This is a genomic window from Streptomyces sp. NPDC048419, assembly GCF_043200415.1.
Classification (GTDB): Bacteria; Actinomycetota; Actinomycetes; order Streptomycetales; family Streptomycetaceae; genus Streptomyces.
The window spans coordinates 112,886-136,215 of sequence record NZ_JBICXT010000016.1; the positions used below are offsets into that span (position 1 = coordinate 112,886).

The 23,330-nt window shown below is 70.8% G+C and carries 26 protein-coding genes and 1 tRNA gene; 19 read left to right on the top strand and 8 right to left on the bottom strand.

Features of this window, described 5'->3' with window-relative positions; all coding sequences use genetic code 11:
- Positions 1–67: 67 nt before the first annotated feature.
- Positions 68–1,009 (top strand): LysR family transcriptional regulator, encoded by a 942-nt coding sequence (locus tag ACGFYN_RS29885; RefSeq protein ID WP_393868995.1) that lies wholly within the window; start codon positions 68–70, stop codon positions 1,007–1,009.
- Here ACGFYN_RS29885 and ACGFYN_RS29890 read toward each other — a convergent pair.
- Complete coding sequence (locus ACGFYN_RS29890; RefSeq protein ID WP_393868996.1) at positions 998–2,071, bottom strand: sensor histidine kinase; 1,074 nt, start codon at positions 2,069–2,071, stop codon at positions 998–1,000. The genes ACGFYN_RS29885 and ACGFYN_RS29890 overlap by 12 nt on opposite strands.
- The gene (locus tag ACGFYN_RS29895) at positions 2,064–2,759 is read right to left on the bottom strand and encodes a response regulator transcription factor (protein ID WP_393868997.1); all 696 of its coding nucleotides are present in this window, start codon (positions 2,757–2,759) and stop codon (positions 2,064–2,066) included. Before ACGFYN_RS29895 ends, ACGFYN_RS29890 begins: the two co-directional genes overlap by 8 nt.
- Positions 2,760–2,846: 87 nt before the next feature.
- Between ACGFYN_RS29895 and ACGFYN_RS29900 the strand changes: the two genes are divergently transcribed.
- The 13 genes from ACGFYN_RS29900 to ACGFYN_RS29960 all read left to right on the top strand — a co-directional run bounded on the left by ACGFYN_RS29900 (position 2,847) and on the right by ACGFYN_RS29960 (position 13,338).
- Entirely contained in the window at positions 2,847–3,029 is a 183-nt protein-coding gene (locus ACGFYN_RS29900) for a hypothetical protein (protein ID WP_393868998.1), read from the top strand.
- 151 nt (positions 3,030–3,180) lie between these two features.
- Positions 3,181–4,167: an endonuclease/exonuclease/phosphatase family protein gene (locus tag ACGFYN_RS29905; protein ID WP_393869093.1), complete on the top strand. Its 987-nt coding sequence runs from the start codon at positions 3,181–3,183 to the stop codon at positions 4,165–4,167.
- A gap of 182 nt (positions 4,168–4,349) precedes the next feature.
- Positions 4,350–5,093, top strand: a complete 744-nt coding sequence (locus tag ACGFYN_RS29910; protein WP_393868999.1) for an SDR family NAD(P)-dependent oxidoreductase — start codon at positions 4,350–4,352, stop codon at positions 5,091–5,093.
- Positions 5,094–5,125: 32 nt separating this feature from the next.
- Entirely contained in the window at positions 5,126–5,497 is a 372-nt protein-coding gene (locus tag ACGFYN_RS29915) for a YybH family protein (RefSeq protein ID WP_393869000.1), read from the top strand.
- 48 nt (positions 5,498–5,545) lie between these two features.
- Positions 5,546–6,727, top strand: a complete 1,182-nt coding sequence (locus ACGFYN_RS29920; RefSeq protein WP_393869001.1) for a Gfo/Idh/MocA family protein — start codon at positions 5,546–5,548, stop codon at positions 6,725–6,727.
- A 146-nt stretch (positions 6,728–6,873) separates the two neighbouring features.
- On the top strand, positions 6,874–7,902 hold the full coding sequence (gene tdh / locus ACGFYN_RS29925; protein ID WP_393869002.1) for an L-threonine 3-dehydrogenase: 1,029 nt from the start codon (positions 6,874–6,876) through the stop codon (positions 7,900–7,902).
- A 36-nt stretch (positions 7,903–7,938) separates the two neighbouring features.
- Positions 7,939–9,132 carry a glycine C-acetyltransferase gene (locus ACGFYN_RS29930; protein ID WP_393869003.1) on the top strand — a complete coding sequence of 398 codons (1,194 nt, stop codon included), beginning with the start codon at positions 7,939–7,941 and terminating at the stop codon, positions 9,130–9,132.
- A 91-nt stretch (positions 9,133–9,223) separates the two neighbouring features.
- Positions 9,224–10,126, top strand: a complete 903-nt coding sequence (locus tag ACGFYN_RS29935; RefSeq protein ID WP_393869004.1) for a LysR family transcriptional regulator — start codon at positions 9,224–9,226, stop codon at positions 10,124–10,126.
- A gap of 76 nt (positions 10,127–10,202) precedes the next feature.
- The gene (locus ACGFYN_RS29940) at positions 10,203–10,787 is read left to right on the top strand and encodes a helix-turn-helix domain-containing protein (RefSeq protein WP_393869005.1); all 585 of its coding nucleotides are present in this window, start codon (positions 10,203–10,205) and stop codon (positions 10,785–10,787) included.
- 8 nt (positions 10,788–10,795) lie between these two features.
- On the top strand, positions 10,796–11,329 hold the full coding sequence (locus tag ACGFYN_RS29945; RefSeq protein WP_393869094.1) for a GNAT family N-acetyltransferase: 534 nt from the start codon (positions 10,796–10,798) through the stop codon (positions 11,327–11,329).
- A gap of 30 nt (positions 11,330–11,359) precedes the next feature.
- A complete protein-coding gene (locus ACGFYN_RS29950) occupies positions 11,360–11,716 on the top strand; it encodes an MmcQ/YjbR family DNA-binding protein (RefSeq protein WP_393869006.1) in 357 nt (118 codons plus the stop codon).
- Between the two features lie 104 nt (positions 11,717–11,820).
- Positions 11,821–13,155 (top strand): MFS transporter, encoded by a 1,335-nt coding sequence (locus ACGFYN_RS29955; protein WP_393869007.1) that lies wholly within the window; start codon positions 11,821–11,823, stop codon positions 13,153–13,155.
- 109 nt (positions 13,156–13,264) lie between these two features.
- A tRNA-Pro gene (locus ACGFYN_RS29960) sits at positions 13,265–13,338 on the top strand.
- A gap of 46 nt (positions 13,339–13,384) precedes the next feature.
- Here the strand turns inward: ACGFYN_RS29960 and ACGFYN_RS29965 are convergent.
- Positions 13,385–13,828: an ATP-binding protein gene (locus ACGFYN_RS29965; RefSeq protein WP_393869008.1), complete on the bottom strand. Its 444-nt coding sequence runs from the start codon at positions 13,826–13,828 to the stop codon at positions 13,385–13,387.
- 142 nt (positions 13,829–13,970) lie between these two features.
- Here ACGFYN_RS29965 and ACGFYN_RS29970 point away from each other — a divergent pair, with 142 nt between their 5' ends.
- Together ACGFYN_RS29970 and glpK are read left to right on the top strand one after the other, a co-directional pair.
- On the top strand, positions 13,971–14,738 hold the full coding sequence (locus ACGFYN_RS29970) for an IclR family transcriptional regulator (protein WP_393869009.1): 768 nt from the start codon (positions 13,971–13,973) through the stop codon (positions 14,736–14,738).
- A 49-nt stretch (positions 14,739–14,787) separates the two neighbouring features.
- The gene (gene glpK / locus ACGFYN_RS29975) at positions 14,788–16,302 is read left to right on the top strand and encodes a glycerol kinase GlpK (RefSeq protein ID WP_393869010.1); all 1,515 of its coding nucleotides are present in this window, start codon (positions 14,788–14,790) and stop codon (positions 16,300–16,302) included.
- Positions 16,303–16,333: 31 nt separating this feature from the next.
- On the opposite strand, the gene ACGFYN_RS29980 is transcribed toward glpK, so the two are convergent.
- From ACGFYN_RS29980 to ACGFYN_RS29990, 3 genes are read right to left on the bottom strand one after another with little or no spacing between them, the layout of a single operon-like run.
- A complete protein-coding gene (locus ACGFYN_RS29980) occupies positions 16,334–17,893 on the bottom strand; it encodes an MFS transporter (protein WP_393869011.1) in 1,560 nt (519 codons plus the stop codon).
- Positions 17,894–17,936: 43 nt separating this feature from the next.
- On the bottom strand, positions 17,937–18,704 hold the full coding sequence (locus ACGFYN_RS29985; protein WP_393869012.1) for an SDR family oxidoreductase: 768 nt from the start codon (positions 18,702–18,704) through the stop codon (positions 17,937–17,939).
- A 13-nt stretch (positions 18,705–18,717) separates the two neighbouring features.
- Positions 18,718–18,957, bottom strand: coding sequence for a hypothetical protein (locus tag ACGFYN_RS29990; protein ID WP_393869013.1), 240 nt, complete (start codon positions 18,955–18,957; stop codon positions 18,718–18,720).
- 71 nt (positions 18,958–19,028) lie between these two features.
- Between ACGFYN_RS29990 and ACGFYN_RS29995 the strand changes: the two genes are divergently transcribed.
- Positions 19,029–19,571 (top strand): winged helix-turn-helix transcriptional regulator, encoded by a 543-nt coding sequence (locus ACGFYN_RS29995; RefSeq protein WP_393869014.1) that lies wholly within the window; start codon positions 19,029–19,031, stop codon positions 19,569–19,571.
- A gap of 91 nt (positions 19,572–19,662) precedes the next feature.
- Positions 19,663–20,271, top strand: a complete 609-nt coding sequence (locus ACGFYN_RS30000) for a CatB-related O-acetyltransferase (protein ID WP_393869015.1) — start codon at positions 19,663–19,665, stop codon at positions 20,269–20,271.
- Positions 20,272–20,289: 18 nt separating this feature from the next.
- Here the strand turns inward: ACGFYN_RS30000 and ACGFYN_RS30005 are convergent, their stop codons facing one another.
- A complete protein-coding gene (locus ACGFYN_RS30005; protein ID WP_393869016.1) occupies positions 20,290–22,170 on the bottom strand; it encodes a propionyl-CoA synthetase in 1,881 nt (626 codons plus the stop codon).
- A 159-nt stretch (positions 22,171–22,329) separates the two neighbouring features.
- Positions 22,330–22,629, bottom strand: a complete 300-nt coding sequence (locus ACGFYN_RS30010) for a hypothetical protein (RefSeq protein ID WP_393869017.1) — start codon at positions 22,627–22,629, stop codon at positions 22,330–22,332.
- Positions 22,630–22,655: 26 nt separating this feature from the next.
- On the opposite strand from ACGFYN_RS30010, the gene ACGFYN_RS30015 reads away from it, so the two are divergent.
- Complete coding sequence (locus ACGFYN_RS30015; RefSeq protein WP_393869018.1) at positions 22,656–23,267, top strand: zinc-binding dehydrogenase; 612 nt, start codon at positions 22,656–22,658, stop codon at positions 23,265–23,267.
- The last annotated feature ends 63 nt before the right edge of the window (positions 23,268–23,330 follow it).

Consider the following 23,330-nt stretch of genomic DNA (forward strand, 5'->3'; position numbering starts at 1 on the left):
CCACCAGCACCGATGCCACGACCGGCTTTCTCGCTACTGAGAGGCGCAGCCTCTCAGCGCGCGTAGCATGGCGCGCGTGGAACTGCGCCAGCTGCGGTATTTCGTCGCGGTCGCCGAAGAGCTGAACTTCGGCCGGGCCGCGGATCGCCTTCTCATCGCGGGCCCCTCGCTCTCCCAGCAGATCAAGGCCCTCGAACGGGACCTGGGGGTGCGGCTGTTCGACCGCGACCGCCGCTCGGTCTCCCTCACCCCGGCCGGCGCCGCTCTCCTGCCTCACACCCGCGAGCTGCTGGAGGGCGCCGAAGATCTGAAGCGCCGGGCCGGCCGGCTGTCGGGCTCGCAAGCGGTGCGCCTTGGCTACGTCAACTGGCTCCCGCCGGACCTGAGTTCGCGTACGGCCGCGGTGGCCCGGGTGCACCTCGACGCCTGGGTCGCCCCCTCGCACACGCAGGCCGCCCGGGTCGCCGACGGCAGCCTGGACCTGGCGGTGTGCTGGGTGCGCGGCGAGGACCTCGCCCGCCTCAAGCTGCGCGCCCATCTGATCGGCGCGGACCGGCTGTACGCCGTCGCCAAGGGCGCCGACAGCGGTGACGTACCGGATGTGGCGGCCCGCGACACCGACGTCCTCATCGACGACGACGTCACCTCCTGGGCATCGTGGAACGTCTACGGCGAGGAGCTGGCGCAGACCACCGGGGCCCGTACGGTCCGCATCTCCGACGGCGCGATCACCGGCCCCGCCTTCTTCGACCACGTCCGCCGCTGCACCCGCCCGGTCGTCAACTGCCCCAAGGGGCAGACGAATCTGCTGCCCTCGGACCTGGTGCGCCGCGAGATCGTCGCACCGACGGTCTACTGGACCTGGTCCCTGGTGTGGCGCGACGGCGAGCAGCGCGACGCCGTCCTCGGCGTCGTGGACGCCCTCTGCGACGGCATCGGCGATCTCGGCATCCGGGCCGCGGACGCCTGGCTCCCGGCGGACGACCCGCACGCCCCGTCAGATCGCTGACGGGGCGGGTAGCTCCACGGTGATGCGAAGCCCGCCGGCGGAGCGCGGGGTGAGCGTGAGGATTCCGTCGTGTGCCTCGGTGATGGTCTTGACGATCGCCAGGCCGAGGCCGACGCCCACGTGGTCGGTGTGGACGCGCTCGGTGCCGCGCTGGAACGGCTCGGTGAGTGTCGCGGCCACCTGCGGGGTGAGCTTCTCACCGGTGTTCTCGACCCTGAGCAGCACACTCCTGGCGCGGACGCCGGTGCTGACCCACACGGTGCCCTGATCGGGCAGGTTGTGGACGATCGCGTTGTGCACGAGGTTCATGGCCAGTTGCAGCAGCAGCGCCTGCGATCCGACGGTGCGCGTGATGTCGCCGGACGTCTCGATCTTGACGCCGCGCTTCTCGGCGAGCGGGAGGAGCGTTTCGGTGGCCTCTTCCGCCATGAGGGACAGGTCGACAGGCTCCCGGGCGAAGGACCGCTGGTTGGCGCGGCTGAGCAGCAGCAGTGCTTCGGTGAGGTCGATCGCCCGGGTGTTGACGGCGTGGAGGCGGTCGATGATCTCGCCGGTGTCGTGGTGCGGATCGGTGCGGGCCACGTCGAGCAGGGTCTTCGAGATCGCGAGCGGGGTGCGCAGTTCGTGCGAGGCGTTGGCCGCGAATCTCTGCTGTTCGGCGACGTGCGCTTCGAGCCGCGCGAGCATCGTGTCGAAGGCGTCCGCCAGTTCGCGGAACTCGTCCTCGCGGCCCGGCAGCCGGATCCGGTGGGAGAGCGAGCCGTCCGTGGCCATGCGGGTGGCGTCCGTGATGCGGGTCAGCGGGGCGAGCATGCGGCCGGCGAGGAGCCAGCCTCCGACGAGGCCGAACACCAGCAGGAACGCCAGTGCGGCGGCCGCGAACGGAGCGAACTCGCGCACGACGGCGAGGCGGTAGTTGGGCACCATGATGAGCCCGACGTGCGGCACACGGTTCAGGAACACCCACCCGGCCGCGAGCAGCAGGAAGCCGGCCAGCACGAGGAATCCGGCGTAGCTGAGGGTGAGCTTGAGGCGGACGCTCAGCCCGGGCCGCCTATCCACGGTCCGCACCCTCACGCCCGGCCTGCGGTGCCGTGTCGATGCGGTATCCGACACCGGGCACCGTGGCGATGATCCAGGGTTCGCCGAGACGCTTGCGCAGTGCCGAGACGGTGATGCGTACGGCGTTGGTGAACGGGTCGGCGTTCGCGTCCCACGCGCGTTCCAGGAGTTCTTCGGCGCTGACCACACCGCCTTCGGCCGCGACGAGGACTTCGAGCACCGCGAACTGCTTCCTGGTCAGCGCGACATAGCGGCCGTCGCGGTGGACCTCGCGGCGGAACGGGTCCAGCCGCAGGCCCGCGATCTCCCGTACGGGAGGCCTGCTGTGGGCGCGTCTGCGGTCGAGTGCCCTGAGCCGGAGCGCGAGTTCCTGGAGTTCGAAGGGCTTCGTAAGGTAATCGTCGGCGCCGAGTTCGAACCCGGATGCCTTGTCGTCGAGACGGTCGGCCGCGGTGAGCATGAGGATCGGCATGCCGCTGCCGGAAGCGACGATGCGTTTGGCGATCTCGTCGCCGGACGGTCCGGGGACGTCGCGGTCGAGGACGGCGATGTCGTAGGTGTTGGTGCTCAGCAGCTCCAGAGCGGTGTCGCCGTCGCCCGCGATGTCGGCCGCGATCGCTTCCAGGCGCAGGCCGTCGCGGATCGCCTCCGCCAGATAGGGCTCGTCCTCGACAATCAGCACACGCATGCCCTCAACGCTACGAGCCCGCGCATATCGCGGGCATATCGAAATCCGCATACGTGCCGGCAACACCGCGCCGCCTTGACTGGCGGGATGACGCGAACCCGCCCACTCCTCGTCCCCGGCCTGCTCGTCGCGCCGACGGCGATCACCGCTGCCCTCGCCTACGAGTTACCGAAGGACGGTGCCGTTCCCGACGCCGTGACGGTCTTCGGCGACACGGTTCCGGCCGTGACCCGGACGCAGCTCCACCGCGAGGCGGTCGCCCAGTACTGATCTACAAGAACCCGCACCTGTACGCCGACCCCACCCAGGACCCGAGGATGCAGCAGTGACCAGCGCTTTTGATACGGACACCACCACGGACACCACCACCGGCGACCGTGGGCGAGGAGCCGGTACCTGGCGCGCGGGTATCCGCCGGGCGATCCGCGCCGGCTCCCGCCCCGGGCCCTGGAAGCGCGGCCCGGCCCTCGCGGCGCCGGCGCTGCTGCTCGGCCTGCTCATGCTGCTGCACGCGAAGATCCCGAACCGGATCGGCAACCTCGGCAGTCTGGTGGAGACCTTCCTGCCGTGGTTCGGCCTGTTCGTCCCGGTGCTGCTGGCCGGGGCGCTGTGGCGCCGCTCCGCCTCCGCGGTCGTCGCGCTGCTGCTGCCGGTCGTGGTGTGGCTGAACCTCTTCGCCGGACTGCTCGGCGACAAGTCCCGCCCGGGCGGCGACCTCACCGTGGCCAGTCAGAACGTCGACGCCGGCAACCCCGATCCGGCCGCCACCGCGCGCGACCTGGCCGCATCCGGGGCGGACGTGCTGGCCCTGGTGGAGCTGAGCGAGCGGGCGAAACCGGTGTACGAGAAGGGGCTGACGAGGGCGTACCCGTACCACGTGGTGCTGGGCACGGTCGGGCTGTGGAGCAAGCTGCCGCTGTCGGAGACCCGGCCGGTCTACGACGGGATGGACTACGGGCCGCTGGCGGCCACCAAGCCGGCCGACGTCAAGCTGGCCTCGACCCGGGCGCTGCGCACCACGGTGGCCACGCGGCAGGGACCGCTGGCCGTGTACGTGGCCCACCTGGGGTCCGTACGCGTGAATCCCAGGGCGGGCTTCTCGACGGCCCAGCGGGACCGGGGGGCGCAGGCGCTCGGCAAGGCCGTCGCCGCCGAGAAGAACGGGCGGGTGGTGCTGCTCGGCGACCTCAACGGCACCCTGGACGACCGCGCGTTCGCCGGCCTCACCTCGCGGCTGCGCTCGGCCCAGGACGTGGCCGGGGACGGCTTCGGCTTCAGCTGGCCGGCGAAGTTCCCGGTGGCGCGGATCGACCAGGTCCTGGTCCGGGGCGTCACGCCGGACCGGTCGTGGGTGCTGCCCGCCACCGGCAGCGACCACCTTCCGGTGGCGGCCACGATCAGCTGGTGAGCACCGTCGCCCGGACCTCCCGATCCGCCTGATCTGCGGTGTGAGCCTGCGCCTCGCAGACAGGAGGAAACCGGTCCCGCGCAGACCCCCTTCAGCCTTTGACGCCACAGGTCCGGCGACCTACTTTCCAAATAGTCGACCGGTCGTCTAGTAGATCGGTCCCGCATTCGGAGAAGGTCACCATGAGCACGCGGAACCTCAGCACGCGGAACCTCAGCACGCAGAACCAGAAGGTCGCGATCGTCACCGGCGCCTCGCAGGGCATCGGCGCAGCACTCGTCGAGGGATACCGCAAGCTGGGCTACGCGGTCGTCGCGACCTCGCGCACCATCGCCCCCGTCGACGACGCGGACGTCCTGACCGTCCAGGGCGACATCGCCGACCCGGCCACCGCCGAGCGCGTGATCACGGCCGCCGTCGAGCGGTTCGGCCGCATCGACACCCTGGTCAACAACGCAGGCGTCTTCGTCGCGAAGCCGTTCACGGACTACACCGCCGAGGACTACGCCGCCGTGACCGGGATCAACACCGCCGGGTTCTTCCACATCACCCAGCAGGCCGTGCCGCGGCTGCTGGCCCAGGGCGGCGGGCACATCGTCAGCATCACCACCAGCCTGGTCGACAACGCGGACGCCAACGTCCCCTCCGTACTGGCCTCGCTGACCAAGGGCGGTCTGCAGTCCGCGACCAAGTCCCTCGCCATCGAGTACGCCACCCGCGGCCTGCGCGTCAACGCCGTCTCACCCGGCACCATCAAGACGCCCATGCACCCGGAGGAGACCCACGAGGTCCTCGCCGGCCTGCATCCGGTCGGCCGGATGGGCGAAGTCGGCGACATTGTGGACGCGGTGCTCTTCCTGGAGACGGCCCCCTTCGTCACCGGCGAGATCCTGCATGTCGACGGCGGTATGAGCGCCGGACACTGACAACCCATCAGGTCAGCGAGCAAGGAGCGGACATGACCACCACAGCGGAGGACGAGAAGATCCTCAGCAGCGTCCTCGACCGGTGGAAGGCCGGGGTCGACGCACACCGACCCGAGCGCGTGGCCGCCACCTTCACCGAGGACGCCGTCTTCCAGGGGCTGCACCCCTACAGCGTGGGGCGGCCGGGCGTCGTCGCCTACTACGACTCCCAGCCCCTGGGGATGAAGGCGGCCTACCGCGTCCTGGAGACCAGACGGCCCGCCGACGGCGTCGTCCTCGGCTACCTCGACGTCGAGTTCTCCTTCACGGACCGGCCCGTCCTGCCCGTGAAGCTCTCGATGCTGGTCACCCGGGTGGGAGACGATTGGCTCATCAGCCACTACCAGGTCTCCCGCCTCGACTAGCCCGGTCCAGCGAGCAGCCCGGGGCGCACGGCCAAGGAAGGGTCCACCATGACCGACCTGCGCCTCGGTGTTCTCGGCTTCGGACTGCGCGGTTCCCTCGCCCGGGTCGCCCACCGGCCCGGCGGGGGCGCCCGCGTGACCGTCGTCGCGGACCACGACCCGGCGTGCCGGAACCAGGCCGCCGAGCTGATCGACGGGGTGCGGACGGTCGAGGACCACCGCAAGGTGACCGAGGACCCGGACGTCGACGCCGTGCTGATCCTCACCCCGGACCACACCCACGCCGACCTCGCCTGCGCGGCCCTGGGCGCGGGCAAGCCCGTCTTCGTCGAGAAACCCCTCGACATCACCGTGGAGCGCTGCGACCGGATCCTGCGCACCGCCCGCGAGACCGGCACGCGCCTCTACGTCGGCCACAACATGCGGCACATGCCGGTGATCCGCCGGATGCGGGAGATCGTCGCGCGCGGCGACATCGGCACGGTCAAGACGGTCTGGGTACGCCACTTCGTCGGCCTTGGCGGCGACTTCTACTTCAAGGACTGGCACGCCGAACGCCGTTACACCACAGGCCTGTTGCTTCAGAAGGGCGCCCACGACCTCGACGTGCTGCACTGGCTGGCGGGCGGCTGGACCCGCCAGGTACAGGCCTTCGGCGACCTCATGGTGTACGGCGACAACCCGCACCGCCGCGCCCCCGGCGAGCCGAAGAGCGCCGACTGGTACACGGAGGACGGCCATTGGCCGCCGCACACCCAGCGCGCCCTCAACCCGGTGATCGACGTGGAGGACGTCTCGATGGTCAACATGCGCCTGGACAACGGGGTGCTGGCCGCCTACCAGCAGTGCCACTTCACCCCCGACTACTGGCGCAACTACACCGTCATCGGCGACGAGGGCCGTCTGGAGAACTTCGGCGACATCCCCGGGGGAGCGGTGCGGGTGTGGAACGCCCGCCGCTCCGGCTACCGCGCCGAGCCCGACGCGGAGTACCAGGTGTCCGAGCCCGTGAACGACGCCGAGCACGGCGGCGCGGACCCGCTGATCATCGACGAGTTCCTGCGCTTCGTACGGGAGGGCGGACGCACCGACACCTCACCGGTCGCCGCACGGATGGCGGTCGCGGCGGGATACGGGGCGACCCGGTCGCTGCGCGCGGGAGGCGCCGTGCAGGAAGTGGCGCCGCTGGACGACGATCTGGTCGCCTACTTCGAGCGGGGGCAGGTGTGAAGCGGATCTGGGGCGCGGCTTAAGAAATCCTCGATGGACCCGGGGTGGTGCGGTGCGGCAGATTGCTGGGTGATTCCACCCCCCACCTCCGGATGCGGGCGGTTTCGGCATGCCCGCATCCGGGCCCTCGAGCACAGGAGCCGTACGTGAAGGCGCTGGTCAAGGAGAAGGCGGAGCCGGGGCTGTGGCTTGCGGACGTTCCGGAGCCGGCGGTCGGACACGGTGACGTACTGATCAAGGTGCTGCGTACCGGTATCTGCGGCACCGACCTGCACATCCGGGCCTGGGACGGCTGGGCGCAGCAGGCGATCAGCACCCCGCTGGTGGTCGGGCACGAGTTCGTCGGCGAGGTCGTGGAGACCGGCCGGGACGTCGCGGACATCGCCGTCGGCGACCGGGTGAGCGGTGAGGGCCACCTCGTCTGCGGCAAGTGCCGCAACTGCCTGGCCGGGCGGCGCCACCTGTGCCGGTCCACCATCGGGCTCGGCGTCGGCCGTGACGGGGCGTTCGCGGAGTACGTCGCCCTGCCCGCGTCGAACGTGTGGGTGCACCGCGTGCCCGTCGACCTCGACGTGGCGGCGATCTTCGACCCGTTCGGCAACGCGGTCCACACCGCGCTCTCCTTCCCGCTGGTGGGCGAGGACGTGCTGATCACCGGCGCCGGTCCGATCGGCCTGATGGCCGCCGCGGTGGCCCGCCACGCCGGCGCCCGCAACGTCGTCGTCACCGACGTCAGCGAGGAGCGCCTGGAGCTGGCCCGCAAGATCGGCGTCAGCCTCGCCCTGAACGTTTCGCAGTCCGAAATCGCCGACGGGCAGAAGGAGTTGGGGCTGCGCGAGGGCTTCGACATCGGCCTGGAGATGTCCGGCCGCCCCGAGGCCATGCGGGACATGATCGCCAACATGACGCACGGCGGCCGGATCGCCATGCTCGGCCTGCCCGCCGCGGAGTTCCCGGTCGACTGGTCCCGGATCGTCACCTCGATGATCACCATCAAGGGCATCTACGGCCGTGAGATGTTCGAGACCTGGTACGCGATGTCGGTACTGCTGGAAGGCGGCCTCGACCTGTCGCCCGTGATCACCGGCCGGTACGGCCACCGCGACTTCGAGGCGGCGTTCGCCGACGCGGCGAGCGGCCGCGGCGGCAAGGTCATCCTCGACTGGACCGCGTAACTCCCTTTCGGCGACGGCTTTTTAGGAGCTTCCCCCATGTTCGACTCCGTGCGCGACGACCTGCGCGCCACTCTCGACGAGATCCGCGCCGCCGGCCTGCACAAGCCCGAGCGCGTGATCGGCAGCCCGCAGTCCGCGACCGTGAACGTCACCGCGGGCGGCCGCCCCGGCGAGGTCCTCAACTTCTGCGCCAACAACTACCTGGGCCTCGCCGACCACCCCGAGGTCGTCGCCGCCGCGCACGAGGCGCTGGACCGCTGGGGCTACGGCATGGCCTCGGTCCGCTTCATCTGCGGTACCCAGGAGGTGCACAAGGAGCTGGAGGCGCGCCTCGCGGCCTTCCTCGGCCAGGAGGACACGATCCTCTACTCCTCCTGCTTCGACGCCAACGGCGGCGTCTTCGAGACGCTGCTCGGCGCCGAGGACGCCGTCATCTCCGACGCCCTCAACCACGCGTCGATCATCGACGGCATCCGCCTGTCCAAGGCCCGCCGCTTCCGCTACGCCAACCGTGATCTGGCCGATCTGGAAAAGCAGTTGAAGGACGCCGCCGACGCACGGCGCCGCCTGATCGTCACCGACGGCGTCTTCTCCATGGACGGCTACGTGGCCCCGCTCGCGGAGATCTGCGACCTCGCCGACCGCTACGACGCCATGGTCATGGTCGACGACTCGCACGCCGTCGGCTTCGTCGGCCCCGGTGGCCGCGGCACCCCCGAACTGCACGGCGTCATGGACCGCGTCGACATCATCACCGGCACGCTCGGCAAGGCCCTCGGCGGCGCCTCCGGCGGCTACGTCGCCGCGCGTGCCGAGATCGTCGCCCTGCTGCGCCAGCGCTCGCGCCCGTACCTCTTCTCCAACACCCTCGCCCCGGTGATCGCCGCGGCCTCCCTGAAGGTCCTCGACCTGCTGGAGTCGGCGGACGACCTCCGGGTCCGGCTCGCCGAGAACACGGCGCTGTTCCGCCGCCGGATGGTGGAGGAGGGCTTCGAGATCCTCCCCGGCGACCACGCCATCGCCCCCGTGATGATCGGCGACGCGTCGGTGGCCGGGCGCATGGCGGAGCTGCTGCTGGAGCGCGGTGTGTACGTGATCGGCTTCTCGTACCCGGTCGTCCCGCAGGGCCAGGCCCGCATCCGCGTCCAGCTGTCGGCGGCACACTCCACGCAGGACGTGAACCGGGCGGTGGACGCATTCGTCGCGGCGCGGGCCGAGCTGGAGGGCTGAGCCGGAAGGCTGACCCGGTGGGCCGAGCGCCTGCCGGGGCCGGTGGAACCGGAGGGCCGATTTCCTCGCGCGACTTGCGATAATCGGTCCCATGATCGAAGCGCGGCGGCTGCACATCCTCCGTGCGGTGGCCGACCACCGCACCGTGACGGCGGCTGCCGCCGCGCTGTACCTCACGCCCTCCGCCGTCTCCCAGCAGCTGACGGCACTGGAGCAGGAGACGGGCCACCGTCTGGTCGAGCGCGGCGCCAAGGGCGTACGGCTGACACCGGCCGGCGAGATCCTGCTCAGCCACACCAACGCCGTCCTCGCCCAGCTGGAGCGGGCCGAGGCGGAGCTCGCCGCGTACGGCTCGGGCGCCGCCGGCACGGTCACCGTCGCCTCCTTCGCGACCGGCATCGCACAGGTCGTCGCCCCCGCGGTGGCCCACCTCGCCGAGTCGGCGCCCGGCATCCGCATCCGCGTCCAGGACGCCGAGGGCGACGCCAGCCTCCCGATGGTCCTGGACCGGCAGGTCGACGTCGCGGTCGCCGTCGAGTACCGCGGCGCGCCGCCGGCCGACGACCCCCGCCTGACCCACGTGTCGCTGTACGCCGAGCCCTTCGACGCTGTCGTCCCGGTCACCCACCGCCTGGCCGACTCCGTCGAGGTGCCGCTCGCCGAACTGGCCAAGGACCCGTGGATCGGCCCCTACCCCGGCAACCCCTGCCACGAGGTGATGGTGCTGGCCTGCGAGGCCGCCGGTTTCCAGCCCCGCCTGGAGCACTCCTCGGACGACTTCCGCGCGGTGGTGGCCCTGGCCTCGGCGGATGCGGGCGTGGCGCTGGTCCCGCGCTCCGCGCTGCGGGGGATGGACCTGACCGGCGTGGTCGTACGGCCGGTGGACGGGGTGGCGCCCACGCGCCGCGTGTTCGCGGCGGTACGGCGGGGAGCGGAGACGCATCCGCTGATCCGGCCCGTGTTGGAGGCACTGGGCGAGGCGGCGCGGGCGTAGGACCTCGTCCCTGAAGCGGTACGGCGACGCACCGGACACATGACGTCTGTCTCTGATCTGGGATAGCATCCCGAATATGAAACAGGACGTTGCCGAGTCCGGGCCGGACCCCGTCGACGCCCGGCTCGGCGCCCGCCTGGCCGAGCTGCGGGCCGAACGGGGCTGGTCCCTGGGCGAGTTGGCGGAGCGCAGCGGCGTCAGCCGCTCGACGCTCTCCCGCGCCGAGCGCGCGGAGATCAGCCCGACCGCCTCCCTCCTGAACCGCCTGTGCGGCGTCCACGGACGCACCATGTCCCAACTGCTCAGCGAGGTCGAGGCGGAGCCGGCCCAACTGGTGCGCTCCGCCGAACAGCAGGTGTGGCAGGACAAGACCTCCGGTTTCGTACGGCGGTCCGTCTCGCCCCCGCACGCCGGACTGCGCGGCGAACTCGTCGAGGGACGGCTCGCCGCGGGCGCCGACATCGCCTACGACCGGCCACCCGTACCCGGCCTCGAGCAGCACATCTGGGTCCTGGAAGGAGCGCTCGAGGTGACGGCACAGGACGTGGAGCACCACCTCGTCACCGGCGACTGCCTGCGGCTGCGGGTGTGGGGGCCGACGCGGTTCCGGTGCGCGGGAGACGAGGACGTGCGCTACGCGCTGGCGGTGGTGCTGCCGTGAGCGTGGACCTGCTCGTGCACCGGCTGGACACCGGTGAACTGCACGCGCGCGTGGAGCAGTTGGCGGACCTGCTCGTCGACACCGTGGAGAGCGGCGCCTCGATCGGCTTCCTCGCCCCGCTCGACCGGGCGGAGGCCCGTGCCTGGTGGAAGGAGCGCGCGACGGGCGTCGCCGCAGGGCGGCTCGCCGTATGGGCGGCACAGGACGGGGGCCGGGTGCTGGGCACCGTCACCCTCGCCTTCCCCGACAAACCCAACAGCCGCCACCGCGCCGAACTCGTCAAACTGATGGTGCACCGGGACGCCCGGGGCCGAGGTCTCGGCCGCCGCCTCCTGACCACGGCCGAGGAGGCGGCGGCCACGGCCGGCATCACGCTCCTGCACCTGGACACCGAGACCGGCAGCCCCGCCGAACGCCTCTACGACGCGGCCGGCTGGACCCGGATCGGCGCGATACCGGACTACGCGGCCGCCCCGGACGGCGTCCTGCGCCCGACGTCGATCTACTTCAAGAAACTGATCCCTGCCGCTCTCACCAGGTGATTGTCAGTGCCAGAGGCTACGGTGCTGGACATGCCGGACGCCGAAGACGTACGCCGTATCTGCCTCTCCCTGCCGGACACGACGGAGAAGATCGCCTGGAGCATGCCCACGTTCCGGGTCGCGGGCAAGATGTTCGCCACGCTGCCCGAGAACGAGACCTCCATCGCCGTGCGCTGCCCCAAGGAGGAGCGCGACGAACTGGTGCGGGCCGAACCGAAGAAGTTCTGGATCGCCGACCACGAGGCGATGTTCGCCTGGGTGAGGGCCCACCTCTACGCCATCGAGGACGAGGCCGAACTGCGCGACATCCTCGCCGACTCGTGGCGCCAGGCGGCCCCGCCCCGACTGCTCGACGTCTACCCGGAGTTGGGGATTCCGCGGGAATAAAAAGGCTTCGAGCGTTGTCGGTTCCGCGTGGCATGCTCCGGGACGGGAGCGGGAGCCGGGGTGGAGGAGTCCCGCGGGCATCGGGCGGGGAGGGGAGCTACGGGGTGGGCGCAGATCATGACAGCCGTGACATCGTTGCCGACGCCGAGGCGGGGCAGCTGACGAAGGAACGCCCGGTGTGGTCCCGCGACTTCGGCCTGTTCTTCGTCGCCCGCGCGGTCGCCCGGCTCGGCGACACGATGCTCCCCGTCGCCCTCGCCGCGGGCCTGCTCCAGCACGGATACGGGGCGGGCGCGGTCGGCCTGGCCATGGCCGCGACGGCCGCCGCCTTCGCCGGCCTGGTCGTCTTCGGCGGCGTCATCGCCGACCGCTTCAGCACCCGCAGACTGATGATCGGCGCCGACCTGGTGCGCCTCGGCACCCAGTCCGTCGCCGCGGCGCTCTTCTACTCCGGCCACGTCGTCCTCTGGCAGATCTGCGCCATCGGCTTCGCCAACGGCGTCGCGGGCGCCGTCTTCCAGCCCGGCGTCGCCAGCACGGTGCCCCGGCTCGCCTCCGACGTCCAGGGTGCGAACGGCGCCATACGCATCGCCGAATCAGCCGCCCAGCTCGCCGGTCCCGCCACCGCGGGCCTCCTGGTCGGCTTCGCCTCACCGGGTGGCGTCTTCGCAGCCCACGCCGCCACCTACGCGATCAGTGCCCTGTGTCTTCTGCTGCTCCGGCTGCCCCCGCTCGCCCCGGGCACCGGCCCGGCGTCCCACGGCGGCTCCGGCGCCTTCCGCGCCGACCTGGTCGAAGGCTGGCGCGAATTCCGGTCCCGCACCTGGCTCTGGGGCGTCATAGCCGTCTGGTGCGTGTACATGATCGCCGTATGGGGACCGACGGTCCCGCTGGTGGCCACGGAGGTGGTCCAGCAGCACGGCCCCCGCGCCTACGGCCTGGTCAACTCGGCCCTCGGCGCCGGCACCGTGGTCGGCGGCCTCCTCGCCCTGCGCCTGCGCCCCCGCCGCATGCTCCGCGCAGGCGCGATGTCCCTCTTCGCCTTCGCGGGCTTCCCGGCGGCGGTCGGGGCGGGCCTGGGCGTACCGCTCATGGCCGCCGGAGCAGCCGTCGCCGGAGCAGGAATGTCCTTCTGGGGCGTCATGTGGGCCACCAGCGTCCAGACCCAGGTCCAGCCGGACGTCCTCAACCGCATCCACGCCTACGACGTCGCGGGCTCCCTGGCGATGATGCCGGTCGGCCAGGCCCTGGCAGGTCCCGCCGCCACCGCCCTGGGCGCCGGCCACGTCCTCCTCGTCTCCGGAGCGATGAGTTTGGCCGTCCCGGTCGCCCTCCTCGCGGTCCCGGCGATCCGCAACCTGATCCGCGCCGACGCTCCGAAGCGGATCTCGGCACCCGGTCCGCTGCGGGAACAGCCCTGCGCGGAACCGACGGCCTGACCGCTCGCACGGGGCGTCGCGCCCGAAAAGCAATTCACGACCACCGACCCGAGTGCGGTATGGTTTCTGTGCACGTCCGGCCCGGGGAAACCCCAGGTCAGACAGGCACCGGGACGTGGCGCAGCTTGGTAGCGCACTTGACTGGGGGTCAAGGGGTCGCAGGTTCAAATCCTGTCGTCCCGACGGTGCGAAGGGTCTTCGCAGGCGAGAGCCTGGGAGGGCCCTTTTCTCATTTCCGGACGACCTGGCCGACCTGCAGCTCGGCCCATCGGCTGGTCTCGCCGGACTGCACTTCCACACCGCAGCGGGTCGCCAGCGCGGTGACGATGTCGAGGCCGCGGCCCCGCTCGTCCGGGTCGAGGGCGCACGAGGACAACTCCGCCGGGGTCACGGGCCCCATGTCGGTCACTTCGACGCGGACGGCTCCGCAGTCGTCCAGCTCGGTGCGCGAGAGTCTGAGGGTCGCCGGGGGCAGGGCGTGCACGATCGCGTTGGTGAGCAGCTCCGAGACCACTAGCAGTACGTCTTCCGCACCACCCGCGTCCAGGTGCCAGTCGGTGAGGACCGTACGTATGCGTCGGCGTACGGCCGAGACGGCCCCCGGGTCGTGCGGGAGCGTGAAGACGTGTTCGGCTTCCCCGCGAGGCGCGGCGGTGAGCTGCGCTGTCGTCATGTCTACTCCTCGGGGATGCGCTGAGAGCCGTGGGCCGGGCGTGATGGCACGCTAGGGAGGGAAATGCGACCGGTCAACGAATCCCGGTCGGCATTACCGAACGGCAGTCCCAAATGGTGAGGACCCGGACTACCATCGCCTCATGGCCGGACCGGTCCAGTCCATCGAACGAGCCGCGGCGATTCTGCGCCTGCTCGCGGGCGGATCCCGTCGGATGGGGCTTGGCGAGGTGGCGTCGTCACTCGGCCTGGCCAAGGGCACCGCACACGGAATTCTGCGCACCCTGCAACACGTGGACTTCGTGGAGCAGGACCCGGAGACCGGGAAGTACCAGCTGGGGGCGGCTCTGCTGCACCTCGGCACCAGCTACCTCGACGTGAACGAACTGCGTTCGCGCTCCATCAACTGGGCCGACGCACTGGCCGCCCGCAGCGGGGAGGCCGTACGCCTGGGCACGCCCCTGGAGGGCAAGGTGCTCGTCATCCACCATGTCTTCCGGCCGGACGACACCCTGCAGACCCTGGACGTCGGAGCGCTGCTGCCGTTGCACGCCTCCTCGCTCGGCAAGGTGCTCCTGGCCTACGGGGTCACGCCCGTCGACGCCGTCCTGGAAGCCGCACCGGAGGCGTACACCCGGCACACCCTGGTCCACCCGGAGGTGCTCAACCGGGCGCTGGCCGAGATACGGGATCTCGGCTGGGGCGCCGAGGTGCAGGAGATGAGCATGGGCGAAGCCGGCATCGCGGCGCCGATCCGAGGGCAGGGCGGTCTGGTGGTGGGCGCGCTCGGAGTGTCCGGCGCGGTGGAACGGATCTGCGACACCAAAGGCCGGCCGCTGCCGGCCCTGATCACCGTGCTCCGGGAGGCGGCACGCGCGATCTCCAGAGACCTGGGTGCGGCCCGCTGGTAGGCCCCCAGCCCCCAGCAGCTCCGCGACCCATCGGAAGGCAGGGCCGATCATGGTTGAGCGGTATGTGATGTCCATCGATCAGGGCACCACCTCCACGCGATGCATCCTGTTCGACCACGGTGGGCGGATGGTGTCGGTCGCCCAGCGGGAGCACCAGCAGTTCTTCCCCCGGCCGGGCTGGGTCGAGCACGACGCCGTCGAGATCTGGCGCAACCTCCAGCGCGTCGTACCCGAGGCACTGTCGAACGCCCAGATCGACGCGTCACAGATCTCGGCCATGGGGATCGCCAACCAGCGCGAGACGACCGTGCTCTGGGACCGGCGGACGGGAGTCCCGCTGGTCAAGGCGATCGTCTGGCAGGACACCCGCACCGCCCCCCTCGTCGACGAACTACGGGTGCAGCCGGGAGACGAGTACTTCCTCGAACGGTGCTGCCTGCCTCCTTCGACCTACTTCTCCGCACCCCGCATCCGCTGGCTGTTCGACCATGTCGACGGGCTGGAGCAGCGTGCCCGGGACGGCGAGGTGCTGTTCGGCACCATGGAGAGCTGGCTGATCTGGAACCTCACCGGGGGCCCGGACGGCGGCGTGCACATCACCGACGCCACCAACGCAAGCCGCACCATGCTCATGGACATCCGCACGCTGACCTGGGACGAAGCGCTGCTGGACTTCTTCGGCGTACCGCGCTCGATGCTGCCGGAGATCCGCTCCTCCGCGGAGAGGTACGGCGAGGCCGGTGCGCTGCTCCCTGGTGTGCCCATCACGGCCGCCCTCGGTGACCAGCAGGCGGCCCTGTTCGGGCAGACCTGCTTCTCGCCGGGCGAGGCCAAGTGCACGTACGGGACCGGCAGTTTCCTGGTGATGAACACCGGAACCGACCTCGTGCGCTCCCAGCACGGACTGCTCACCACGGTCGCCTACAAGATCGCGGACCAGCCCACGGTCTACGCGCTGGAAGGCCCGATGGCCGTCACGGGCTCGCTGGTCCAGTGGTTCCGCGACCGGCTGGGCCTGATCCACAGCGCACCCGAGATCGAGACGCTCGCACGCACCGTCGAGGACAACGGCGGCTGCTACATCGTCCCCGCGTTCTCCGGGCTGTTCGCACCCCACTGGCGCAGCGACGCCCGCGGCGTCATCGTCGGCCTCACCTCGTACATCACCAAGGGGCACCTGGCCCGAGCCGTGCTGGAGGCCACCGGCTGGCAGACCCGCGAGGTCGTCGACGCCATGAACGCCGACGCCGGGCTCGCCCTGAAACAACTCAAGGTCGACGGCGGCATGACCTCCGACCACCTGCTCATGCAGATCCTCGCGGACGTGCTCGACGTTCCCGTCGTACGGCCCCTGGTCGCCGAGACGGTGTCCCTGGGCGCCGCCTACGCGGCCGGACTGGCGGCCGGCTACTGGCCCGACCTGGAGGTCCTGCGCCGCAACTGGCACCGCGCCGCCCAGTGGCTGCCGGACATGGAACCCGAACGACGGGACTGGGAGTACGAAAGCTGGAAGCTGGCCGTCGAGCGGTCGCTGGGGTGGGTGCGGCAGCCGAAGCACTCATGACGTACCGGCCCACCAGAGCGTCAGACACCCCCTAGCCGGTCGGCCCGTTCCGGTGGCGTACGAAGAGGGCCGTGGGGATCGCCATGACGAGCAGTGCGATGCCGCCGATCAGCAGTCCGAGGTGGACGGCGTCCGTGAAGGCGCGTGCTGCGGAGTCCGCGATCGTGTGGGCGAGTGGCGACTGAGCCTGCTTCCCGCCGTGGGTCGCCGCTTCCGTGATGTGCGCGGCGGTCGGGGCGGGGACGCCTGCGGAGGTCAGGCGATCCTCCAGGTAGTGCGGGAAGCGGGTGGTGACGATGGTGCCCAGCACGCTGGGGCCGAGGACCGCACCGAGCTGGCGGAACATGTTGACCGAGGAGCTGGCCATGCCCGCCTGCTGCCGGGGGACGCTGTTGACCGCGGCGGCCGTGGACGGTGCCGTCAGCAGCGCCGATCCGATGCCCGCGACGAACAGGCCCGGCCACACCGCGCCGTAGCCGGTGAAGGGGCCGGTGGCCAGCAGCGCGAGCGCTCCGGCGCCCATGACGACGAGGCCCGCTGTCAGGGTGAGGGCGAATCCGATCTTCTTGACGAGCGGCCCGGCGAACGCGCTGACCACGATGTAGGTCGCGAACATCGCGAGCAGCCGCAGGCCGGTGGTCAGCGCGGACACGTGTTGTACGCGCTGCATGTACAGCACGGTGAGCAGGGCGGTGCCGACGAAGCCGAACATGGTCGCCGTCGCGACGCCCATCACCGTGGAGTACGACCGGCTGCGGAACAGCCGCAGATCCAGCATCGGGTCGCGATGACGGGCCTCCGTCGCCAGGAACAGCACCAGCGTGACGGCGAAGACGGCGTACGCCACGACGATCCGGCCGGACGTGTAGCCGGCTGAGCCGCCCTCGATGATCGCGTACGTCGCCGATGCGATCGCCACGGTGCACAACGGGACGCCGAGCAGGTCGAGTCGGCGGGTCGGATGCTTGGACTCGGTCACCAGCAGCGGTGTCAGGACTACGGCCACGCCGCCGATGACGACGTTGAGCAGATAGACCGCGTGCCAGGAGAAGCCGCCCATGAGCAGGCCGGCGCCGATCGGTCCGACGGCCAGGCCGAGCCCGGAACAGCTGGCCCACACGCTGATCGCCCGGGTGCGCTCGTGCGGATCGGTGAACGAGTGACTGACGATCGACAGGCTGGCCGGCAGCACCGCCGCGCCGCCGATGCCCATCACCGCCTGTGCCGTGATCAGCAGGCTCGCGCTGTCGGACGTGAAGGCCAGCACGCTGCCGGCCGTGAACACCACGGCTCCGCCGAGGAACACCGTGCGGCGGCCGACCAGGTCGGCGAGCGTTCCGGCGGACATCACCAGGCTGACGACGACCAGGGAGTACGCGCTCGTCACCCAGACCAGGGTGCTCGTCGTCGGACGTAGATCCTGCTGGATGGCGGCGAGGGCGGAGATGGTGGAGGAGACGTTGACGAACGCCATCATCACGCCGAGGCATACGGTGAGGACGCCGGGCCAGGGGCGGGAGGGGGCGTCCTTCGGCGCGCTCGCGCTCATTGCGGTGGCGGTGGGGTGCGGAGCGTCGGGGCGGCTTGTCATGACGCCCGCGCTGAGGGGCTGACTGTTCTCGGGCATGGCTGGGCTACCAATTGATCTCGGTCGTCAGGAAAGGCTCGTTCTCCGGAGCCTCTTTGCGGGACCGCAGGGCTCGTTCGGCAGGTGCGCCGACCGGTACGCGCAGCGGCGGCTCGGCTTGTTCGATCGTGTCGGCCAACGCGGCGGCGACGTCCTCCGGCGTGACGAACTCGCCGCGCAGCAGGGGGAGTTGTTCGTACAGCGGGGCGTAGGGGTCGTTCTCCTTGAAAAACGACCTGGCGCGTTCGGCGCCACCCGAGGAGACGGCGCCGGGTTGTACGACGCTCACCTTGATGCCGAAGCGGCGCGTCTCGATGGCGAGGGTCTCGGCGAGTGCCTCAAGTGCCCATTTGCTGGCGCCGTACGGTCCGATGATCGGCAGCACCAGGCGCCCCTGGATGCTGGAGACGAAGATCAGGCGGCCGGCGCCTCGTTCGCGCATGGCCGGGAGCACGCCCTGCGCCACGCGCAGCGCGCCCAGGGTGTTGATCTGGAAGAGCCGTTCGACCTCGGCGAGCGGGACGCTCTCCAGGGGTGCGCGGACGGTTTCGCCTGCGTTGCTGATCAGTACGTCGATGTCACCGGCGTCCTTGACGGCCTGGTCGACGGTCTCCTGATCGGTGACGTCGAGGCGCAGGCGCTGGTCGACGGGGAGGCCGGCCAGGGTTTCCGGGCGGCGGGCAGTGGCGACGACCCGGTGGCCCCGGTCGGACAGTTCGAGGGCCATGGCTTTGCCGATGCCTTTGGATGCTCCGGTGATGAGTACCGATGACATGGGTGATCTCCGTTCACGGGGTGGTGGCGGCGGCGTTGTCGCCGACGACGTTTCCGCGCATGAGCCAGGTCGGGCCTTCGGCGTAGGCGCTCGCCTCGGCGAAGACGGCGGCGAAGCAAGCACCGTTGGCGTGCGTGTAGAAGGCGTCGACGTCCGCGTAGACCTCATTCCGGCAGACGAGGAACTGGTACATGGCGGTGGCCTCCGGGGGCTCGCAGGCGGGCTCGGTAGGGCGCGTGGTCGGTTCAGTCACTGAACTGTCGATGGTGAGGACCGTAGCACAGTCAGTTCAATGACCGAACCGGAGAGGGTAGGATGGGGCGCATGACACTCCCCAGCACCTACGCGGACCGCAATTGCTCGCTGGTGCGCACGCTGGAAGTGGTGGGGGAGCGGTGGACGCTCCTGATCGTCCGCGACGCGTTCTTCGGGGTGCGCCGGTTCGGGGACTTCGCCACTCGGCTCAAGATCCCGCGCGCCGTCCTGACCAGCCGGCTGAAGACCCTCGTACAGGAAGGCGTCCTCAGCCGTGACGACGAGGCGGGCGGAGGGGTCGAATACCGGCTGACCGCCAAGGGCATCGAGCTGTGGCCCGTCGTGCGCACCCTGATGAACTGGGGGGACGCGCACTACTCCCCGGCCGGGGCGAAGCGTTCGTTCCGTCACGAACGCGACGGAGGTCTCCTCGATCACGAGGGCCGCTGCGAGGACTGCGGGCTGGTGGTTCCGGTCCCGGAGATCCTCCACGAACCCGGCCCCGGGTTCGAACCGGCGCCGGGCTCCGGGCGTCATCGCGTGGCGGAGGCGACCAGTACGCCGCGACGACTCCTTGAGCCGATCTTGACGTCGCACGCCCGTAGTCGATGATGGATCCCCGGACCGATGCGAAGATCTGTGGAGCAATGGGAGTGATGCCGGCGTGGTCTCCGAGATCCCCGATGGGTCAGTGCTTCACCCCATGCCGGACCAGCCGCGTGTGGTGCTCCTCAAACCGCTGGTGAAGTCCCCTCTGATCGAGGTGGGCGAGTACTCGTACTACGACGACCCGGACGACCCGGCAGCCTTCGAAGAGCGCAACGTGCTGTATCACTACGGCCCCGAGAAGCTGATCATCGGGAAGTTCTGCGCCCTGGCCACCGGCGTGCGGTTCATCATGAACGGGGCGAACCACCGCATGGACGGCCCCTCGACCTTTCCGTTCCCCATCATGGGCGGCACCTGGGCCGATCACTTCGACCTGATCAGCGGACTCCCGGGCCGCGGTGACACCGTCGTGGGCCATGACGTGTGGTTCGGCCACGGGGTGATGGTCATGCCCGGCGTCAGGATCGGGCACGGCGCGATCGTCGCCTCCGGGGCCGTCGTCACCGACGACGTCCCCGACTACGGCATCGTCGGCGGCAATCCGGCACGGCTGATCCGCACCCGCCACCCGGAGGCGGACATCGCCCGCCTGCTCGCGCTGGCCTGGTGGGACTGGCCCCTCGAACACCTCACCCGCCACATGCGCATCATCATGTCCGGCAGCGTGGACGAGCTCGAAGCGGTCCGGCCGACGGACACCTGACCGCGCCGCGGAGCGTGGTCAGGGCCGGTCCCGCAGGATGGGTGTCAGGGCGTCGAGTACCGAGGCGTCCTCGATCGTCGGGGGTACGGGCTCGTCGCGGCCGTCGGCGATTCCCCTCATCGTCCTGCGCAGGATCTTGCCCGAGCGGGTCTTCGGCAGGGCGGGCACGATCGCGACGTCGCGGAAGGCCGCCACCGGGCCGACGTCGCGGCGTACGGCCGCGATCAGTTCGGCCCGCAGGTCGTCCTGGTCCGGTGCGGCGCCGGCCTTGAGGACGACCAGGCCGAAGGGGACTTGACCCTTCAAGGGGTCGGGGATGCCGATCACCGCGCACTCCGCCACCGCGGGATGGGTGGCGAGGGCCGCTTCGATCGAGCCGGTGGACAGCCGGTGCCCGGCCACGTTGATCACGTCGTCGGTGCGCCCCATGACGAACAGGTAGCCGTCGTCGTCGATGTATCCGGAGTCGCCGGTGTGGTAGTAGCCGGGATAGCGGCTGAGGTAGGAGTCCACGAACCTGTCGTCGTCGCCCCACAAGGTCGTCAACGCGCCGGGCGGCAAGGGCAGTTTGATGACGATCTCGCCCTCGTGACCCGGCTCGCGCTGCCGGCCCTCGGCGTCGACCACGCGTACGTCCCACCCCGGGACGGGCATGGTGGCGGACCCCGGCTTGACCGGCATCGGCTCCAGTCCGCGCGGGTTCGCCGCGATCGGCCAGCCCGTCTCGGTCTGCCACCAGTGGTCGGTGACCGGCACACCCAGGGCTTCCGAGGCCCACTGGAGGGTCTCCGGGTCCAGCCGTTCGCCCGCGAGGAACAGTGCGGCCAGGGACGAGATGTCGTACGCGGCGACCTCGGCGGCCTTCGGGTCGACCTTCTTGATCGCCCGGATCGCGGTCGGCGCCGTGAAGATCGTCTTGACCCCGTACTCCTGGACGATCCGCCAGAACGCGCCCGCGTCCGGCGTGCCGACCGGCTTGCCCTCGTAGACGACCGTGGTGGCGCCGACCAGCAGCGGGGCGTACACGATGTAACTGTGGCCGACGACCCAGCCGACGTCGGAGATGGTCCAGAAGACGTCGCCGGCGTGCACGTCGTAGATCGCGCCCATCGACCAGGCCAGCGCGACGGCGTGGCCGCCGGTGTCCCGCAGGACCCCCTTGGGCTTCCCGGTCGTACCGGAGGTGTAGAGGATGTAGAGCGGGTCGTTGGCCGCGACCGGTACCGGCTCCGCCGGGGCGGCGGTCGGAACCACGTCGTCCCAGTCGAGGTAGCCGGGCCCCAACTCCGCCCGCTGCGCATCGCGTTGCAGCATCAGCGTGTGGTCCGGGCGGTGGTCGCCCATCGCCAGCGCCTCGTCGAGGATCGGCTGGTACGACACGACACGCGTGGGCTCGATCCCGCACGACGCCGCCACGACGACCTTGGGCCGCGCGTCCTGGATACGTGCCGCCAGCTCCTTCGGCGCGAACCCGCCGAACACCACCGAGTGCACGGCGCCGATGCGGGCGCAGGCGAGCATCGTCATCACGGCCTCGGGAATCATCGGCATGTAGACGATGACGCGATCGCCCTTGCCGACTCCCAGCGCGACCAACGCGCCTGCCACACGGGCCACTTCGTCGCGCAGTTCGCGGTAGGTGAACGACCTCTTCGCGGGCACCATCGCCGAGTCCCAGATCAGTGCCGTGCGCTCGCCGAAGCCGCGGTCGACGTGCCGGTCGAGCGCGTTGGCGCAGGTGTTCAGCCGGCCGTCGGGGAACCACGTGTAGAAGGGGGCCTGTGTCTCGTCGAGCGCGCGGGACGGCTTGACGTCCCAGTCGATCAGCTCGGCCGTCCGGAGCCAGTAGCCGTCCGGATCCGCCAGGCTGCGCTCGTAGTTCCTCGCGTGTTCTCCCACGGTGAGATCCTTTCCACGACTCCGGAGGCCCGCCGCCACGGACCGCCCACTGCAACAGTGTGGGGTGCGGACGCGATCACTGACAGTGTGCTGCGGCCGACAGGGGCACCGCGTCCTCGCCGCCGTGCCGGTCCCGTGGCCGACCCGCCCGGACAGGTCCTACGCCGCTCCCGTCGTCCCGGTCGCCCGGCCGGCCCGCAGCGCCTCCGCCTCACCCGCGCTCCGCCCCGCAACCAGCGGGCGCAGGAAGCCGAGCACGGCGTCGAGGCCCTGGCCGGTGGCCGCCGCGGCGATACGGCTGTGGAGTTCGGCCTCGACCTCGGCCACCGAGCGTGCCGTCTCGTGGCCTGCGGGGGTGAGGGACAGCTCCACGTGGCGTCGGTCGCGGCTGCTCTCCTCGCGGCGTACGAGTCCCGCCGTGACCAGGCGGTCCGCCAGTCGGCTGGGGTTTGGCGCCACTCTCGCAGACCAGCAGGGTGCCGAGGATGGAGACCCACGGCCGCCGCGAGGCCGGGGGAACGGTGCTCATCCAGGGCGCGAGTGGAGGCGTCGGCCAGGCGCTCAGCCGCCTCGGTGCCCTGCGCGGACTGCGCATGTACGGCATGGCCTCGGCGCCGGGCGGTGACGAACTGCTCGCCCAGCACGGCGTGACCTTCATCGACCACCGCCGGCAGGACTTGGAAACGGTCCTGCGCGAGCGTGAACCCGGCGGCGTGCACGCGGTGTTCGACCACATAGGCGGTGCCGGTCTGCCCAAGGCGTACCGCGTCCTGGCGCCCGGGGGAGTCCTGGTCAGCTACGTGTTCGCGGGCCGTCGCGGACACATGGTCGCCGACACCGTACGGGGTGCGACGCGCGTGAAGCTGATGAATCTACGGCCCGGTCGGCGCACCGCGCTGAGCAGGGTGCCGTCCGAGATCAAGGGGGATCATGCTTGGTATCGAGCGGGACTGGAGCGGCTGCTCGGCATGGCCGCGCGTGGCGAGATCGCGCCGCGGATCGGTTCCGTCCACCCGCTGATGCAGGCGGCGGAGGTCCATGCCGCGCTCGAACGCCGGGAGATCACCGGGAAGGCCGTCCTCGTCACGGACCAGTGATGCCCAATGTCCCCGCCGGTAGAGCGAGTTGAGCCTGCCCCCGGCCCGCAGAGCAGCGGGACG